At 54.1% G+C, this 17,841-nt stretch carries 14 protein-coding genes; 9 read left to right on the top strand and 5 right to left on the bottom strand.

The window, feature by feature from the left end; translation table 11 throughout:
- The first annotated feature begins 94 nt into the window (after positions 1 to 94).
- A complete protein-coding gene (polA, locus tag AC6I8B_RS19130) occupies positions 95 to 2,881 on the top strand; it encodes a DNA polymerase I (protein ID WP_033786504.1) in 2,787 nt (928 codons plus the stop codon).
- A gap of 284 nt (positions 2,882 to 3,165) precedes the next feature.
- Positions 3,166 to 3,213, top strand: coding sequence for a small protein SpfP (gene spfP, locus AC6I8B_RS19125; protein ID WP_071892919.1), 48 nt, complete (start codon positions 3,166 to 3,168; stop codon positions 3,211 to 3,213).
- Between the two features lie 85 nt (positions 3,214 to 3,298).
- Here spfP and yihA read toward each other — a convergent pair whose 3' ends face one another.
- Positions 3,299 to 3,934 carry a ribosome biogenesis GTP-binding protein YihA/YsxC gene (gene yihA / locus AC6I8B_RS19120; RefSeq protein ID WP_010258448.1) on the bottom strand — a complete coding sequence of 212 codons (636 nt, stop codon included), beginning with the start codon at positions 3,932 to 3,934 and terminating at the stop codon, positions 3,299 to 3,301.
- A 551-nt stretch (positions 3,935 to 4,485) separates the two neighbouring features.
- On the opposite strand from yihA, the gene yihI reads away from it, so the two are divergent.
- Together yihI and hemN are read left to right on the top strand one after the other, a co-directional pair.
- Positions 4,486 to 5,010 (top strand): Der GTPase-activating protein YihI, encoded by a 525-nt coding sequence (gene yihI, locus AC6I8B_RS19115; RefSeq protein ID WP_010258445.1) that lies wholly within the window; start codon positions 4,486 to 4,488, stop codon positions 5,008 to 5,010.
- A gap of 233 nt (positions 5,011 to 5,243) precedes the next feature.
- A complete protein-coding gene (hemN, locus tag AC6I8B_RS19110) occupies positions 5,244 to 6,617 on the top strand; it encodes an oxygen-independent coproporphyrinogen III oxidase (RefSeq protein ID WP_052271766.1) in 1,374 nt (457 codons plus the stop codon).
- A gap of 41 nt (positions 6,618 to 6,658) precedes the next feature.
- Here the strand turns inward: hemN and glnG are convergent, their stop codons facing one another.
- The 3 genes from glnG to glnA form a co-directional block, all read right to left on the bottom strand.
- On the bottom strand, positions 6,659 to 8,068 hold the full coding sequence (gene glnG, locus AC6I8B_RS19105) for a nitrogen regulation protein NR(I) (RefSeq protein ID WP_010258440.1): 1,410 nt from the start codon (positions 8,066 to 8,068) through the stop codon (positions 6,659 to 6,661).
- Between the two features lie 7 nt (positions 8,069 to 8,075).
- The gene (glnL, locus tag AC6I8B_RS19100) at positions 8,076 to 9,125 is read right to left on the bottom strand and encodes a nitrogen regulation protein NR(II) (RefSeq protein WP_008926971.1); all 1,050 of its coding nucleotides are present in this window, start codon (positions 9,123 to 9,125) and stop codon (positions 8,076 to 8,078) included.
- Between the two features lie 139 nt (positions 9,126 to 9,264).
- Positions 9,265 to 10,674, bottom strand: a complete 1,410-nt coding sequence (gene glnA / locus AC6I8B_RS19095; protein ID WP_010258434.1) for a glutamate--ammonia ligase — start codon at positions 10,672 to 10,674, stop codon at positions 9,265 to 9,267.
- Between the two features lie 438 nt (positions 10,675 to 11,112).
- Here glnA and typA point away from each other — a divergent pair, with 438 nt between their 5' ends.
- The 5 genes from typA (at position 11,113) to fabY (ending at position 16,053) form a co-directional block, all read left to right on the top strand.
- A complete protein-coding gene (gene typA, locus AC6I8B_RS19090) occupies positions 11,113 to 12,936 on the top strand; it encodes a ribosome-dependent GTPase TypA (protein ID WP_010258429.1) in 1,824 nt (607 codons plus the stop codon).
- A 209-nt stretch (positions 12,937 to 13,145) separates the two neighbouring features.
- Positions 13,146 to 13,742: a glucose-1-phosphatase gene (gene yihX, locus AC6I8B_RS19085; protein ID WP_157354322.1), complete on the top strand. Its 597-nt coding sequence runs from the start codon at positions 13,146 to 13,148 to the stop codon at positions 13,740 to 13,742.
- A gap of 3 nt (positions 13,743 to 13,745) precedes the next feature.
- The gene (locus tag AC6I8B_RS19080; protein WP_010672108.1) at positions 13,746 to 14,615 is read left to right on the top strand and encodes a virulence factor BrkB family protein; all 870 of its coding nucleotides are present in this window, start codon (positions 13,746 to 13,748) and stop codon (positions 14,613 to 14,615) included.
- On the top strand, positions 14,612 to 15,049 hold the full coding sequence (gene dtd, locus AC6I8B_RS19075) for a D-aminoacyl-tRNA deacylase (RefSeq protein WP_157354321.1): 438 nt from the start codon (positions 14,612 to 14,614) through the stop codon (positions 15,047 to 15,049). Before AC6I8B_RS19080 ends, dtd begins: the two co-directional genes overlap by 4 nt.
- 56 nt (positions 15,050 to 15,105) lie before the next feature.
- A complete protein-coding gene (fabY, locus tag AC6I8B_RS19070; RefSeq protein WP_010258423.1) occupies positions 15,106 to 16,053 on the top strand; it encodes a fatty acid biosynthesis protein FabY in 948 nt (315 codons plus the stop codon).
- A 34-nt stretch (positions 16,054 to 16,087) separates the two neighbouring features.
- On the opposite strand, the gene AC6I8B_RS19065 is transcribed toward fabY, so the two are convergent.
- On the bottom strand, positions 16,088 to 17,767 hold the full coding sequence (locus AC6I8B_RS19065; RefSeq protein WP_022624891.1) for an AsmA family protein: 1,680 nt from the start codon (positions 17,765 to 17,767) through the stop codon (positions 16,088 to 16,090).
- Between the last annotated feature and the right edge of the window lie 74 nt (positions 17,768 to 17,841).

Here is a 17,841-nt window from a genome sequence, read left to right as displayed (position 1 = left end):
AAAACTCCAGACGTGGCACGCCTTAGTTCACCATTTCTGCCTGGTTGTGGCATCCTTATAGCCCAACTCATAGCAACGAAGACTACACAGACTTATGGCGCAAATAGCAGAAAATCCCCTGATTCTGGTCGATGGCTCATCCTATCTTTATCGCGCGTATCACGCGTTTCCGCCGCTGACCAACAGTGCAGGTGAACCCACTGGCGCCATGTACGGCGTGCTCAACATGCTGAAAAGCCTGCTGGCGCAATACAATCCGAGTCACGTTGCTGTGGTATTCGATGCCAAAGGCAAAACCTTCAGGGACGAGCTGTTTGAGCATTACAAATCTCACCGTCCCCCGATGCCTGACGAGCTCCGTGCACAAATTGAGCCGCTGCATGAGATGGTGCGGGCGATGGGGCTGCCGTTGCTGGCTGTGAGCGGCGTCGAGGCTGATGATGTCATCGGTACGCTGGCGCTGGAAGCGGAGAAAAAGGGTCTCTCAGTGCTGATCAGCACTGGCGACAAAGATATGGCGCAGCTGGTCACGCCCGCCATCACGCTGATTAACACCATGAGCAACACCATTCTGGGACCAGAAGAGGTTGAGCAGAAATATGGTGTTCCACCCGCATTGATCATCGACTTCCTTGCCATGATGGGTGATAGCTCCGACAACATTCCTGGCGTGCCAGGCGTCGGTGAGAAAACGGCACAGGCGTTGCTGCAGGGGCTGGGCAGCATGCAGACGATCTATGACAATCTGGACAAAGTGGCCGATCTCGGCTTTCGTGGTGCCAAAACCATGGCGACCAAACTTGAGCAGAATCGTGATGTGGCGTTTCTCTCTTATCAGCTGGCGACCATTAAGACAGACGTTGAGCTGGCGCTGCCCTGTGAAGAGCTCACAGTCACTGAACCCGATACAGAGGCATTGCAGGCCCTGTTCAGTCGTTACGAGTTCAAACGCTGGCTGAGTGACCTGCAGGACGGTAAATGGCTGCAGGGTAAAAAGAGCACTACGCAGGCGCAAAAAGCGCAGGCCGATGAACCGGCCCTGGTGGTTGAAACCAGCAGCGTGTTACCGACCGAGGGTTATGTCACCATTCTGGATCAGGATCTCTTTGATAGCTGGCTGGAGAAGCTGAAAAACAGCGAAGTCTTTGCGTTTGATCTGGAGACCGACGCGCTGGATACCCTGAGCGCTAATATCGTCGGCATCAGCTTCGCGGTGGCGCCCGGTGAAGCCGCCTATCTGCCGGTTGCCCATGACTATCTTGATGCGCCTGATCAACTGGATCGCGCCACCGTTCTGGCACAGCTTAAGCCCTTGCTGGAAGATGAGAGCGCATGGAAAGTTGGCCAGAACCTGAAATACGATCGCGGCGTGCTGAAAAACTACGACATTGAACTGGCCGGTATCAAATTCGACACCATGCTTGAGTCCTATATCCTCAACAGCGTGGTGGGCAAACATGACATGGATAGCCTGGCCGCTCGCTGGCTTAACCATAAAACCGTGACCTTCCAGGAGATCGCCGGTAAAGGCAAAAATCAGCTGACGTTCAATCAAATCGCGTTAGAGCAGGCATCCCATTACGCTGCAGAAGATGCAGATGTGACCCTGCAGCTGCATCTGAAGATGTGGCCAGAGCTGGAGAAAGAAGCGGGTCCGAAAAAAGTCTTCGAACAGATTGAGATGCCGTTACTGACGGTGATTTCGCGCATAGAGCGCAACGGTGTGCTGATCGATCAGTCTATTCTGGCGCAGCATTCGAAAGAGCTGACGGCCCGCCTGGCTGAGCTTGAGTTGAAAGCGCATGAGCTGGCGGGGGAACCCTTCAACCTCTCATCCACCAAGCAGCTTCAGGTGATCCTGTTTGAAAAACAGGGCATCAAGCCCACAAAGAAAACACCAGGCGGCGCGCCGTCAACCAGCGAAGAGGTGTTAGCCGAGCTGGCACTTGATTATCCGTTACCCAAAGTGATTCTGGAGCATCGCGGCTTATCCAAACTTAAGTCTACTTATACGGATAAATTACCGCTGATGATCAATCCGATCAGTGGCAGGGTACATACCTCTTATCATCAGGCCGTCACCGCAACCGGACGCTTATCCTCTGCCGATCCGAATCTGCAAAACATTCCGGTGCGTAATGATGAAGGACGACGAATCCGTCAGGCATTTGTAGCGGCCAAAGGACATCGCATTGTGGCGGCAGACTATTCACAAATCGAACTGCGTATCATGGCGCATCTCTCTCAGGACAAAGGATTACTGGACGCTTTTGCCCAGGGCGAAGATATCCACCGCGCGACGGCATCGGAAGTGTTTGGCGTGGCGCTGGATAAGGTCAGCGGCGAACAGCGTCGCAGCGCCAAAGCGATCAACTTTGGTCTGATTTATGGCATGAGCGCCTTTGGCCTGTCGCGTCAGCTGAATATCGGCGCGGGTGAAGCGAAAAAGTATATGGATCTCTACTTTGAACGCTATCCGGGCGTCCTGCGCTATATGGAGAACACACGCCAGCTGGCGGCGAGTAAAGGCTATGTCGAAACGCTGGAAGGCCGTCGGCTGTGGCTGCCCGATATTAAATCCGGTAACGCCATTCGCCGGAAAGCCGCTGAACGTGCCGCGATCAATGCGCCGATGCAGGGAACGGCAGCGGATATCATCAAGCGGGCAATGATTGCCGTGGATAACTGGCTGGAACAGCAAAACGACAATGCCGTCAGAATGATCATGCAGGTTCACGATGAACTGGTGTTCGAAGTCAAAGCCGAGGCGGTTGAAGAGGCGAGCCAGAAAATCCGTGCGCTGATGGAAGGTAGCGTACAGCTCGACGTACCTTTACTGGTTGAAGTCGGTGTGGGTGACAACTGGGATGAAGCCCACTGATTCGATGCGTGTGGTCGGTTCTGAAGAACAGAACCGGCCCTGAATCAGGTATAAGAAAATCGTTTAGTTGACCGGTTTAGCGTGGTCAACGCTGGCACTGAGAGAAAACGCTTTTCTAACTGCTTATGGTCTAAACATTTTTTTCGTCATTAAACTACATCGTAACGCTATTTTTGTGACGTGCATGGTAAAAAAAGTCCTGTTTCATGTAAGTAAGCAACAAAAAAGCCTTTGTCACGCACAGAAAATCAGGTAAAGTTCGTCGCGTAGGGTACAGAGGTAAGATGTTCTATCTTTCAGACCTTTTACTTCACGTAATCGGATTTGGCTGAATTTAGCCGCCCCAGTCATTCTGTGACTGGGGCGTTTTTTATTGGGCTTTTTGTACCGTCAGCATCACCGGCACAAGGTTGCCACTCACTCTTCCGCGTCCTGATCTTCAACCGCAGGTTCAAGCGTATTAAACCAGCTGTCCAGCTTCTGACGAACCTTATCCACGCCGATTTTCTTCAGCGATGAGAAGAGCTCTACCTGCACATCACCAACAAATTCGAGTGCGGCTTCACGCACGACATTGAGCTGCGCTTTACGGGCACCTGAGGCCAGTTTGTCTGCTTTAGTGAGAAGCAACAGCACCGGAATGCCACTTTCCACTGACCACTGAATCATCTGCCGGTCGAGATCTTTCAGCGGATGACGGATATCCATCAGGATAACCAGTCCTTTCAGCGCCTGACGTTTTTGCAGGTATTCACCTAACGCGCGCTGCCACTTCAGCTTCATCTCTTCCGGGACTTCGGCATAACCGTAACCGGGCAGGTCGACCAGACGCTTACCTTCTTTCACTTCAAACAGGTTAATCAGCTGCGTACGTCCCGGCGTTTTACTGGTACGCGCCAGACCCTTCTGATTGGTTAACGTATTCAGCGCACTCGATTTTCCCGCGTTCGAGCGGCCAGCGAAAGCCACCTCAATTCCGGTATCGGCAGGCAGATGGCGGATATCCGGCGCGCTCATGACAAAGTGGGTAACGTGGTAATTCAATTCAGACAAGGTGACACTCCAGAAAACGCATTAAGGCAATGCGGGCGATTATACGCGTTATGACGCGAAAGTGCTCAATCGCATCTCGGTAACAAACTTTGTAAGAGATTTGCCATTCACGGTGCGGGTTATTTCGCTTTTTACTTTAATTACTAAAAATAAAAAAATATGTAATTCAAGCCCTTATCTTAAAACGTTCTTTTTTTGAACTAACTATTTTTGACACTGACTTGAGGCTTTTACCAGTTGGTCTACATTAGTGTGCAGTGCACGGCAGCACACATCAGGATGATGCGCTCAGGGATACCAGGAGGGTTATGAGCGATGGAATGGAACAGGGTCAGGGATGCGGCCAGACAGGGATAAGGAATAGCTCAGGAGTTGAGCAGGCGCGGGATTAACCGGGATGTTACGAGCCGAAAAGGATTTAAAACATGATTCCTTCTTATGAAGGTATGAAATAAGGCGACAGCTTGAGCTGTCGCCTTTTTTCTTTGTCTACTTTCTGCTAGATTTCGCCGCAATTCTATACTGAATAAAAAAAGCCGGGACCGAATACTATGAAGCAACCTGCACGAGCTGCTAACGGCAAACCTGCCGTCAAAGCCAAACGCAAATCGCGTGACGATATCAACCATGAAGCACGCGATCGCAAACGTGATAAAAAGCATCGCGGACATGCATCTGGCAGCCGTGCTAATCCGGCTGCGTCCGAAAACAATGGCGGACGTCAGGCGGACAGCGTGAAAGATCCGCGCATCGGGAGTAAAAAACCGGTGGCCCTGATCGCTGAAGGAAAAACCGCCGCCGTTAAACCAAAGAAAAGCGCAGAAAAACCGGCAGCAGAGAAGAAAGTGCGTCTGACACCAGAAGAAGAGCTGGCGAAGCTGGAAAATGACGAACGTCTGGATGCGCTGCTGGATCGGCTGGAAAATGGCGAAACGCTGTCGGCTGAAGATCAGGGCTGGCTGGATGCCTCGCTGGATCGTATCGACGAACTGATGGAGCAGTTAGGCATTGTGATGGATGATGCCGAAGATGAGCAGGCTGAAGAAGATATGTACCGTCTGCTGAAAGGCAACTAAGCAAATTTGATCGGCATGCGTTACCCGCATGCCGCGCTTAACAGGTAAACGACAATGTTTTGGCCTGGATCAATTTTCGCGCTGCTGGCGACATGTTATCTGCTGTGGTTATTGTTTAAACTACGACGCCTGTCGCGTCTGAAGCAACGTTTACGTCGGGTCTCATCCCGCTCACCTTTTATCTCCTCTTCTTCGCGACCTTCTCTCAGACGACGTCACCGGAAGGAGTGAGCATGCCATCGCAGCAGATTGAGTGGGATCAGGCGTTAATTGAAAAGTACAATTATGCCGGCCCGCGTTACACCTCCTATCCCACTGCGCTGGAGTTCAGCGAGCAGTACGCGGAAAACGACTTCCAGCGTGCCGTGGCGCGTTACCCTGATCGTCCGCTGTCGCTCTATGTCCATATTCCCTTCTGCCATCGTCTCTGCTACTTCTGCGGCTGCAATAAGATAGTGACGCGTCAGCGCCACAAAGCGGATCGCTATCTGGATGTGCTTGAGCAGGAGATTATTCAGCGTGCGCCGCTGTTTCGTCAGCGTCAGGTCACGCAGCTTCACTGGGGCGGCGGCACGCCAACCTTCCTCGACAATGCGCAGATTTCCCGGCTGGTGGGTTTACTGAAGCAGCATTTCAGCGTGGCCGATGATGCCGAAATGTCGATCGAAGTGGATCCCCGGGAAATTGCGCTGGATGTGATTGATCACCTGCGATCGCTGGGATTCAACCGGCTGAGCATGGGGGTGCAGGACTTCAACAAATCGGTGCAGGAGCGGGTTAACCGGGTACAGGATGAAGAGGTGATTTTCGGGCTGATGGCGCGTGCCCGTGAACAGGGGTTCAGCTCGACCAGCATTGACCTCATCTATGGTTTACCCCTGCAGACGCCCGCCAGCTTCGCCTGGACGCTGGAGCGGGTACTGGCGCTGAGCCCGGATCGTCTTAGCGTCTTTAACTATGCGCATCTGCCGGCGATGTTCGCGGCACAGCGTAAAATCAAAGAGGGTGAACTGCCATCGGCTCAGCAAAAGCTGGATATTTTACAGCAGACCATCGCAACCCTGACTCAGCAGGGCTACCAGTTCATTGGAATGGATCACTTTGCGAAGCCGCAGGATGAACTGGCTATCGCGCAGCGCAAAGGCCAGCTGCATCGCAATTTCCAGGGATACACGACGCAGGGCGACAGCGATTTGCTGGGGCTTGGCGTCTCTGCCATCAGCATGATTGGCGACAGTTATGCGCAGAACCAGAAAGACCTTAATACCTGGTACAATTGTGTGGAACAGCAGGGAAATGGCCTGTGGCGTGGCATCGCCTTAACCGACGATGATTGCCTGCGTCGGGACGTGATAAAAACGCTGATTTGTAACTTCTCGCTGAATTTTGCCGCGACAGAAGCGCAATGGGGCATTCGCTTCAGCGACTATTTTGCTGAGGACCTGGCGCTGCTGAAACCGTTGATAGCCGATGGGCTGGTGGAACAAACCGCTACGGGGCTGGAGGTGACGGGAATTGGCCGGTTACTGATCCGCAATATTTGCATGTGCTTTGATCGCTATCTGCGTCAGAAAGCGCGTCAGCAGCAGTTCTCCCGCGTTATCTGAAGAAACGGGCTGGCAGACTTCACCAGCCCGTACTGAACCGCTTATTCCATGCCCAGCTCTTTGAGCTTGCGCGTCAGCGTGTTTCGTCCCCAGCCCAGCAAACGTGCCGCTTCCTGTTTGTGGCCCTGCGTATGACGCAGCGCAGTAGTGAGCAGCGTGCGCTCCATCTCTGGCTGGGCTTCTGACAGCAGATTCTGATGACCGGAACGCAGAGCGCGATCGGCCCACTGTGCCAGCAGCGTTGCCCAGCTGTCAGGCAGCGACTGTACCGGATTCTCCGGCGTACTGGATTCAAACAGTTCTCCGGGCAGGTCCTGAATCAGGACTTCCTGACCCGCAGCCATCACGGTCAGCCAGCGACAGGTGTTCTCCAGCTGACGCACGTTACCTGACCAGTGCAGTCGGGTTAACGCTGTCTCGGTTTCCGGATGCAGAATCTTCGCTTCCACACCCAGCTCACGCGCCGCTACCTGGAGGAAATAACGCGCCAGACGCGGGATATCCTCACGACGCTCACGCAGCGGTGGCAGATGCACACGAATCACGTTCAGGCGGTGAAACAGATCCTCACGGAACTTGCCTTCCTGTACGCGTAATTCCAGATTCTGGTGGGTCGCCGCGATAATACGCACATCCACTTTGACCGGCGCATAGCCACCAACGCGATAGAACTGGCCATCGGCCAGCACGCGCAGCAGACGGGTCTGCACATCCAGCGGCATATCACCGATCTCATCCAGAAACAGCGTGCCGCCATCCGCCTGCTCAAAACGGCCCTGACGGATCTGGTTCGCCCCGGTAAAGGCGCCTTTTTCGTGACCAAACAGTTCTGATTCAATTAAATCTTTGGGGATCGCCGCCATGTTGAGCGCGATAAAGGGCGCTTTGGTGCGCGGGCTGTGGCGATGCAGCGCATGGGCCACCAGCTCTTTACCGGTACCGGACTCGCCGTTGATCAGCACACTGATCGACGAGCGCGATAATCGTCCGATGATGCGGAACACATCCTGCATCGCGGGCGCTTCACCGATGATATCGGTGGTGGGTCCGCTGACCGGCTGATTACGCGGCTGCTGCTGCTCCTGATAGTGGCTGATAGCACGCTCGACCAGCGCAACCGCTTCATCAATATCGAACGGCTTAGGCAGGTAATCAAAGGCACCCTGCTGATAGGCGCTGACGGCAGCGTCCAGATCAGAATGCGCCGTCATTATGATGACCGGAAGCATCGGATGACGCTGCTTAATCTGTTTCAGCAGCGCCAGGCCATCCATACCGGGCATGCGAATGTCTGACAGTAAAACGTCCGGGGTCTTGGTTGAGAGGGCATCCAGCACCTCGCTTGCGCTGTCAAAAGTCGCACAGCTCAAACCGGCTCCAGTGAGCGCGCGTTCAAGCACCCAGCGGATGGAGCTATCGTCATCGACGATCCAGACTATCCCTCGTTGCATAGAAACCTCACTGGCGAATAGGCAGGTAAACCGAGAATTCGGTGTGTCCCGGCCAACTGTTAAATTCTATTTTTCCTGAATGTTGATCAATCAGGCTACGGGCGATGGAGAGGCCTAAACCGGTACCGCCTTCGCGTCCGCTGACCATCGGATAAAACAGCGTATCCTGCAGCTGGGCCGGAATGCCGGGGCCATCATCTTCAATATCAATACGTGCCACCAGCCGATAACGCGTGCCGTGCAGCGTCAGCTGGAAAGCCGTGCGGGTGCGGATAATAATGGTGCCGCCATCGTCGCCCAGCGCCTGAAGCGCATTGCGCACCACGTTAAGCAGCACCTGTTCAATCTGATCGGGATCGTGCGGCAGTTCCGGCAGGCTGGGATCATAATCCCGTACCAGCGAGACATTCTCCGGCAGCTCCATCGACACCAGATTGACCACCCGTTCGGCCACCTGATGAATGCTCTGCGTGATGTGCATGCCCGGCTGCTGCGGCCCCAGCAGACGATCAACCAGATTCCGCAACCGGTCGGCCTGTTCAATAATCACTTTGGTATATTCATTCAGCGAGGGATCGGGCAGGGCGCGGGATAAAAGCTGTGCCGCGCCGCGCAATCCTCCCAGCGGATTTTTAATCTCATGGGCCAGGCCGCGAACCAGATCGCGAGCGGCCACCTGCTGGGCGTGCTGTAACTGTTCCTGACTGAGACGACGCTGATTATCCATCGGCGCCATTTCCATCAGGATTAAGCCATCGGGTAACCGCTGGGCGGTCAGCGACATAATGTGCGCGCGACCATCTACCACCAGCGTGACCTCACTGTCAGTAAATCCCTGGCCAGCCTCAAGACTCTCGCGCATCACCTCGATATTCAGCGAAAAGTAGCCGGTTAATTCCGGTAACGGCGTGCCGAACAATTTGCGTGAGCTTTGCGCCAGTAATTGCTGCGCCGCCGGGTTGGCGTAATGAATAACCAGATCGTTATCCACCAACAAAATACTGTTAATTAACGCGTTGAGAATCTGCCCTGCATCGGGCAGAGAGCCAGTTGCCATACAACGTTCCTCTGCACTAAAGAGGTGCATTTTAGTCTTTAAGCCGAAAAGAGGGCGAATGAACGGTGAATTCGCGGAGAAAAAAGCCCATCCGAAGATGGGCTAAAAGTTTCCACGGCAACAAAAAACGTCTGACCAGTTAAACGCTGTAGTAGAGCTCGAACTCAACCGGGTGTGGCGTCATGCGAACGCGATCCATCTCTGCTTTACGCAGTTCGATGTAAGCATCGATCGATTCGTCAGTGAATACTCCGCCGCGGGTCAGGAACTCGCGATCTTCGTTCAGTGCATTCAGCGCTTCTTCCAGAGAGCCTGCAACTTTTGGAATCTCAGCTTCTTCTTCCGGTGGCAGGTCATACAGGTTCTTGTCCATCGCATCGCCAGGATGGATTTTGTTGATGATGCCATCCAGGCCAGCCATCAGCAGTGCGGTGAACGCCAGGTATGGGTTAGCCGCTGGATCCGGGAAGCGCGCTTCGATACGACGCGCTTTCGGGCTGGCAACAACCGGAATACGGATTGAGGCTGAACGGTTACGGGCAGAGTAAGCCAGCATAACCGGTGCTTCGTAACCCGGGACCAGACGCTTGTAAGAGTTGGTGGTCGGGTTCGCCAGGGCGTTGATCGCTTTAGCGTGCTTGATGATACCGCCGATGTAGAACAGCGCCATTTCAGACAGGCCGCCGTACTTATCGCCGGCAAACAGGTTCTGGCCACCTTTGGAGAGTGACATATGGCAGTGCATGCCTGAACCGTTGTCGCCAAACATAGGCTTCGGCATAAAGGTCGCGGTTTTGCCGTAAGCGTGCGCAACGTTGTGAACCACATATTTGTAAATCTGAATTTCGTCCGCTTTTTTGGTCATGGTATTGAAGCGGGTTGCCACTTCGTTCTGACCCGCGGTCGCCACTTCGTGGTGATGCGCTTCAACAACCAGGCCCATCTGCTCCATGGTCAGACACATGGCAGAACGAATGTCCTGTGATGAGTCAACCGGTGGAACCGGGAAGTAGCCGCCTTTCAGACCTGGACGGTGACCTTTGTTACCGCCTTCGTACTCTTTACCGGTGTTCCATGCCGCTTCGATATCGTCGATAGCAACGTGTGAACCGGACGTCGATGAGCCGAAACGGATGTCATCGAACAGGAAGAATTCTGGTTCTGGTCCAAACAGTACGGTATCAGCGATGCCGGAAGAGCGCAGGAAATCTTCAGCGCGCTTAGCGATAGAGCGTGGATCGCGGTCGTAGCCCTGCATGGTGCCTGGCTCGAGGATGTCACAACGGATGATCAGCGTAGAATCTTCGAAGAAAGGATCCATGACCGCCGTGGTGGCGTCAGGCATCAGCACCATGTCTGATTCGTTAATGCCTTTCCAGCCGCCGATAGACGAACCATCGAACATTTTGCCTTCTTCGAAGAAGTCAGCGTTAACCTGGTGAGCAGGGATCGTAACGTGCTGTTCTTTACCTTTGGTATCGGTAAAACGCAGGTCAACAAACTTAACTTCATGCTCGTTCATCATCGAGAGAACGTGTTCAGCGGACATACTCAACTCTCCTGGAAATGGTCTTTCATTATCTACATGGCGAGGAAACGTCGTTTCCGGAATACGTTGCGGGAAAACAACTCCCTGACCAACCTCTTCCGGCACGCTCTTCAACCGACATCTGTCTGGCGTTTACGCTTGATTTAGATAAAGCGAATTCTGTGCCAACTTTTTTGATGATGCTTAAATCGCCTTGTGGTGCACCTTTTTGTCATAAAGCGGCTGCACCACGATCGTTTTATTGCACCATTGTGGTGCTTAACGGTCGTCTGATGGCACTATTTTGGTGCATCAGACCAACTTAGTGCATTTTCTGCACCGGTAACAGGGCAAATTGGTCTCCATGCAATAAACTTTCAGTGAAAAGTGTGATCGTGTTCAGTCTTCCGCTTAATCAGTGTACAATAACGCGCTATTTCTAATGCCTGAGGCAAAGCTGTGATCGAAAATTTGCGTAACATCGCCATCATCGCGCACGTTGACCATGGAAAGACCACCCTGGTTGACAAACTGCTGCAACAATCCGGTACTTTTGATGCCCGTACCGAAGCAACAGAGCGCGTGATGGACTCCAATGATTTGGAGAAAGAGCGTGGGATTACCATCCTCGCAAAAAACACCGCCATTAAGTGGAATGACTACCGTATCAACATTGTTGATACCCCAGGACACGCCGACTTCGGTGGTGAAGTTGAGCGCGTCATGTCCATGGTGGACTCGGTGCTGCTGGTTGTAGATGCGATGGATGGCCCTATGCCGCAAACCCGCTTCGTGACCAAAAAAGCGTTCGCGCATGGTCTGAAGCCGATTGTGGTTATCAACAAAGTAGACCGCCCTGGTGCGCGTCCGGATTGGGTTGTTGATCAGGTCTTTGACCTGTTCGTTAACCTGGATGCTACTGATGAGCAGCTCGACTTCCCTATCATTTTCGCCTCTGCGCTGAATGGTATTGCTGGTCTTGAGCACACCGACATGGCTGACGATATGACCCCGCTGTATCAGGCGATCGTCGACCACGTTGCACCTCCGCAGGTTGAGGCTGACGCCCCACTGCAGATGCAAATCTCTCAGCTTGACTACAACAACTACCTGGGCGTGATCGGCATCGGCCGTATCAAGCGCGGTAAAGTTAAGCCTAACCAGCAAGTCACTATCATCGATAGCGAAGGCAAAACCCGTAACGGTAAAGTCGGTAAAGTCCTGACTCACCTGGGTCTTGAGCGTATCGACAGCGACCTGGCAGAAGCGGGCGATATCATTGCTATCACCGGTCTGGGCGAGCTGAACATCTCTGACACCATCTGTGATCCACAGAACGTGCAGGCGCTGCCAGCACTGAGTGTCGATGAGCCAACAGTTACCATGTTCTTTAACGTCAACACCTCACCGTTCTGCGGTAAAGAAGGTAAGTACGTGACTTCACGTCAGATCCTTGAGCGTCTGAACAAAGAACTGGTTCACAACGTGGCACTGCGCGTTGAAGAAACTGAAGATGCTGACGCGTTCCGCGTATCAGGTCGTGGTGAGCTTCACCTGTCAGTTCTGATCGAAAACATGCGTCGTGAAGGTTTCGAACTGGCGGTATCCCGTCCGAAAGTTATCTTCCGCGAAATCGATGGCCGTAAACAGGAGCCATTCGAGAACGTTACGCTGGATATCGAAGAGAACAACCAGGGTTCAGTCATGCAAGCCATGGGTGAGCGTAAGGGCGATCTGAAAAACATGGATCCGGATGGCAAAGGCCGCGTACGTCTCGACTACGTGATCCCAAGCCGTGGCCTGATCGGCTTCCGTAACGAATTCATGACCATGACTTCCGGTACCGGTCTGCTCTACTCTACCTTCAGCCACTACGATGACATTCGTGCGGGCGAAGTGGGCCAGCGTCAGAACGGCGTACTGATCTCCAACGGTCAGGGTAAAGCAGTTGCGTTTGCACTGTTCAGCCTGCAGGACCGCGGTAAGCTGTTCCTGGGTCACGGTGCAGAAGTCTATGAAGGCCAGATCATCGGTATTCACAGCCGTTCTAACGACCTGACAGTTAACTGCCTGACCGGTAAGAAACTGACCAACATGCGTGCTTCAGGTACTGATGAAGCCACGACGCTGGTTCCGCCAATCAAGATGACCCTTGAGCAGGCGATCGAGTTCATCGATGATGACGAACTGGTAGAAGTTACACCACAGTCAGTGCGTATCCGTAAACGTCACCTGACTGAAAATGACCGTAAACGTGCATCACGTGGTCCTAAAGACGCATAATTGCGCCTTTAACTGATAAAGAGCCCCGCCTGCGGGGCTTTTTTTTGCCTGAAATTCCTGCCTCTTCAGCCGGGCCAGCGATTATTTGTGGGATATGTCGCGCTTTTTACCTGCCCGCTGCCGTTTACGCTTTTCTCTCCGCGAGTGCCTGTTCAGCCTGCCCTTTTGCCGCTAGAGTGAATACTCCAGGGAACAGAAGGAGACACACCATGCTGTATATCTTTGATTTGGGCAATGTGATTATCGATATCGACTTTAACCGCGTGCTGGGTGTCTGGAGTGACCTTAGTCGTGTGCCGCTGGCCTCGCTGCAAAGCCATTTCCAGATGGATGAGGCGTTTGAACAACACGAACGTGGCGAGATCAGCGATGAAGATTTCGCGCTGGCGCTGTGTGAAAAGCTGGAAATCGCGCTGAGCTATGAACAGTTTGCCGCTGGCTGGCAGGCGGTATTCGTTGACTTGCGTCCGGAAATCCTGGCGCTGATGAACCGGCTGCGGCTGGAGGGCCATCGGGTGGTGATCCTCTCTAACACCAACAAACTGCATTGCGAATTCTGGCCAACGCAGTATCCGGACGTGCAGCAGGCAGCCGACAAGCTCTATCTCTCCCAGGAGCTGGGCATGCGTAAACCGGAAGCCCGGATATACCAGCATGTGCTGGACGCAGAAGGTGTGGCTGCCGATCAGGCGGTATTTTTTGACGATAATCCACAGAATATTGAGGCGGCCCGCGCTCTGGGTATTGAAAGTGTACTGGTTACTGACAGTAAAACGGTACCCAACTGGTTTGCAGGTCAACAGTAATTCATGATGTCACGTAAATTTCGTCCCGGGCTGCATGCGTTCTGGTTGTGGCTCAAACTGTTGTGGAAACGCATTGATGAGGATGGCATGACGACCCAGGCCGGTAATCTGGCTTATGTCTCATTGCTGGCGCTGGTGCCGCTGATTGCGGTGGTGTTTGCCCTGTTTGCGGCGTTTCCGGTCTTCTCTGATATCAGCGTGCAGTTGAAGCACTTTGTCTTTACCAATCTGATGCCCGCTGCAGGCAACACGCTGCAACGCTATCTTGAGCAGTTTGTGGCTAACGTAAACCGGATGACGGCGGTCGGAGCGGTCGGCCTGATCGTTACCGCCTTACTGCTGATGCATTCCGTCGATACCGCGTTAAACACCATCTGGCGCAGCAACAAGAAGCGGCCGATGGTCTATTCCTTTGCGGTCTACTGGATGATCCTGACACTTGGCCCGTTACTGGCCGGTGCCAGTCTGGCGATCAGCTCCTATCTGCTGTCGCTGCGCTGGATTAACGCGACAGGCGTCACCAGCCTGGTCGATCAGATGCTGCGTATTTTCCCGCTCCTGCTGTCGTGGCTCGCCTTCTGGTTGCTCTACAGCATCGTTCCTACCCAGCGAGTGCCGCCGCGCGATGCGCTGATTGGCGCGCTGGTTGCCGGTGCGCTGTTTGAGCTGGGCAAAAAGGGCTTTGCGCTCTATGTTACTATGTTCCCCTCTTATCAGCTGATCTACGGCGTACTGGCCGTGATCCCCATTCTGTTTCTCTGGGTCTACTGGACCTGGTGTATTGTGTTGTTAGGCGCTGAAATCACCGTTGCGTTAGCCGACTATCGGCAGTTAAAGCAGCAACACAAAGAGGAGCAACGCGAGGAAACATGATTGCATTGATTCAACGCGTACAGTGCGCCAGCGTCAGCGTCAATCAGGAAGTGGTCGGTGAAATCGATGCCGGTTTACTGGTTTTGCTGGGCGTGGAAAAGGGCGATGACAACGCGCGTGCGGAACGTCTCGCAGAACGCGTATTGGGCTATCGCATCTTTAGTGATGAGCAGGGCAAAATGAACCTGAGTGTTCGCCAGGCGGGCGGAAGCGTGCTGGTGGTGTCACAGTTTACGCTGGCCGCAGATACCCAAAAAGGGATGCGTCCTTCCTTTTCGGGTGGCGCCGAGCCCGCTGAAGCCGAGCGGCTGTATGAATATTTCAGCGACTGCTGTCGCAAGCAGGGCATCACCACGGCTAATGGCCGTTTTGCTGCGGATATGCAGGTCTCGCTGGTGAATGATGGTCCTGTGACGTTCTGGTTACAGGTGTGAGAACGTCAGCTGAGCGGCAGGGAACTGGCCACACATCCGAGCGGGAGAAACATTACATGTATCACCTTCGCGTGCCACAGACGGCGGAAGAGCTGGATATCTATTATCAGTTCCGCTGGGAGATGTTGCGTAAACCTCTGCGTCAGCCGCAGGGGTCGGAACGTGACGCCTGGGATGCGCTGGCGCATCATCAGATGGTGGTTGATGAGCAGGGAAATCCGGTCGCCATCGGCCGTCTCTATATTAATGCCGACAATGAGGCCGCTATCCGCTTCATGGCCGTTCATCCTTCGGTTCAGGGCAAGGGACTGGGTACTCTGGTGGCGATGACGCTGGAATCCGTGGCGCGTCAGGAAGGGGCTAAGCGGGTAACCTGCAGCGCCCGCGAAGATGCTGTCGCTTTCTTCGCTAAACTCGGCTACATCAATCAGGGCGAGATTACCGCGCCGCAGACGACGCCGGTGCGTCACTTTTTGATGATCAAACCGGTCGTCACGCTTGACGATATCCTGCATCGCGCCGACTGGTGCGGTCAGCTGCAACAGGCCTGGTATGATCATATCCCGCTCAGCGAAAAGATGGGCGTCCGTATTCTGCAGTTTACCGGGCAAAAATTTATCACCACCATGCCGGAAGCGGGCAACCAGAATCCACACCAGACGCTGTTCGCTGGCAGCCTGTTTTCGCTGGCAACGCTGACCGGCTGGGGGTTGATCTGGTTGCTGCTGCGCGAGCGTCATCTGGGTGGCACCATTATTCTGGCGGATGCGCACATTCGCTATAGCCACCCCATCAGCGGACGGCCTGGCGCGATTGCCGATCTGGGCTCATTAAGCGGCGATCTCGACCGCCTGGCGCGCGGACGTAAAGCGCGTGTGCAGCTCGAAGTTGAGCTGTTTGGCAATGATGAGTGTGGCGCGGTGTTTGAAGGGGTCTATATCGTCCTGCCCGCCGATCCTGATGGGCCGCTGGAAGAGGGGGGGTCCGGCGCGCGTATCAACTAATCATCAGGGCCGCTTCAGCGGCCCTGATCTGTTGTTAACGTACCTCGCCAGCCTGCATGGTCTGCTGCAGTTGCTGACTGTCGGTTGTCACCGACAAACTGCCATTAACCGTCGGGCGCAGCGGCTGATTTGCGGTTAATGCACCGTTCAGCTGCAGCTGCATATTACTGTCACCGGTTAACGGCAACGCGGGCCATCCCCAGTTCTGCAACACATTCACCGGTACAGCACGACCTGTCAGTTGCAGCGTCAGCGGACGGGCTGGCTGCTGGCCTACGGTGGCCGTCCCTTCGAGCAGACCCTTATTACTGAACGCACTCAGCTCCGTAACCTGAATCTGCTGCTGGTCAGCGCTCAGCGCAATCGACGGATGACGCAGGTCGGTGCGATTAAAGGTTGATTCTGCCGCGTTCAGGCTGAGCTTACCCGACCAGATCCCCCACTGGTGCTGCTGCGCCAGCAGCAGGTTTTCACCGGATCCATCCAGTGAGGTCAGCTGGAAGGGAAAAGCCGGATTGATGTCGATAATCAGGTTTCGATTAGAGGTGAAGCGCGTCACCTCTACGCTATCCAGCCACGCGGGCAGTGTCGCCTGCCAGCGATCGCGCCAGTCCTGCGGCAGAGTGTATTCCAGTCCCGCCACCGCCAGGTTTTTCAGTGTCAGGCGTTTATCGCTACGCGACCAGTCACCGTCAGCCCGAATCACCCCATTTGCCCAGCGTGAACTGAACTGCGTCAGCGCCACGCCCTGCGGTGAGAAGTCCAGGTTAACGATGGGGTCATTTAGTTCGAATCCACCGTTGATAAAATTGCTGGCATTCAGCGCCAGCGAACCATCGTTACTCTGCCAGTCATCACCCTGCCAGTTAACGTTTCTCAGCGTCAGATCCAGATCCGTTACCGCCCAGTCAGGCCCCTGCAGGCGGGCATCGGTCATGTCGAGCCGCGTAATAGCGATCGAGGGGACAACCTGCAGGCTATGCAGGAAATCTTTCAGGCTACTGGTGGTCTGCAGACGGATGTCGTTCAGTCGCAGCTGATTAATTTTCCAGTTGCCCTGGGCATCGCGCTCACCGTTGCCGGTCATAGAGCCACGCGCCAGGTCGGCACCAATATTGTCAAAGCGCATCCGACCCTGGGCAACACTGCCCTGGATCAGTACGTTTTCACCCGGCACATTATTCAGTGTCATGCTGCCTGCGCTCATCTGGAAGCGGGCATCGCGGCCCAGCATATCAAGGGCAGTGGGTTTCCACGGCAGAATGCCGCCATTAACCTGCTGAGCAAACAGCGGTAACGCGCTGTTGGGGCTGTCGATACGCATATTGTTGAGTTGCAGGCGATCGGCCTGAATCGGTAGCGCGCTGCCTGGCGCCAGATTGGCCAGATTCACTTCTCCGTCGCGCAGCTCAAGGCTGCTGAAATGCAGCGGATCGCTGAACTGAATCAGTGCCAGACCGAGATCGACCCGTTTCGCCACCAGAACTGCAGGCTGTCCATCGTGACCAAAGCTGAAGTCATCCAGAATGATGTGAGAGGGAGAGGAGAAATTGTGTTCAATTTTACTCAGGGAGAGATGCCATTCGGTTTTGTCACTCACCCAACGGCTAAACCAGCCTGCACCCCACTGTGTCTGCAACAGAACATAGATCACGACCAGGGTGAAAAGCAGCAGCAAAAGTAAGGTGAGGAAAAACTTTCCAATAAATTTCATAGCATCCTTCCCGAGTTAAATCCGGTGAGAGGTTGTTATGCCTGAATTACCGTTACAGCTCAACAGCCTGGATG

This window comes from Pantoea sp. X-Soil-ISGK-285, from assembly GCF_059730815.1.
The sequence above is the reverse complement of the archived record's forward strand: the minus strand, read 5'-3'. Positions and strand labels throughout refer to the sequence as shown.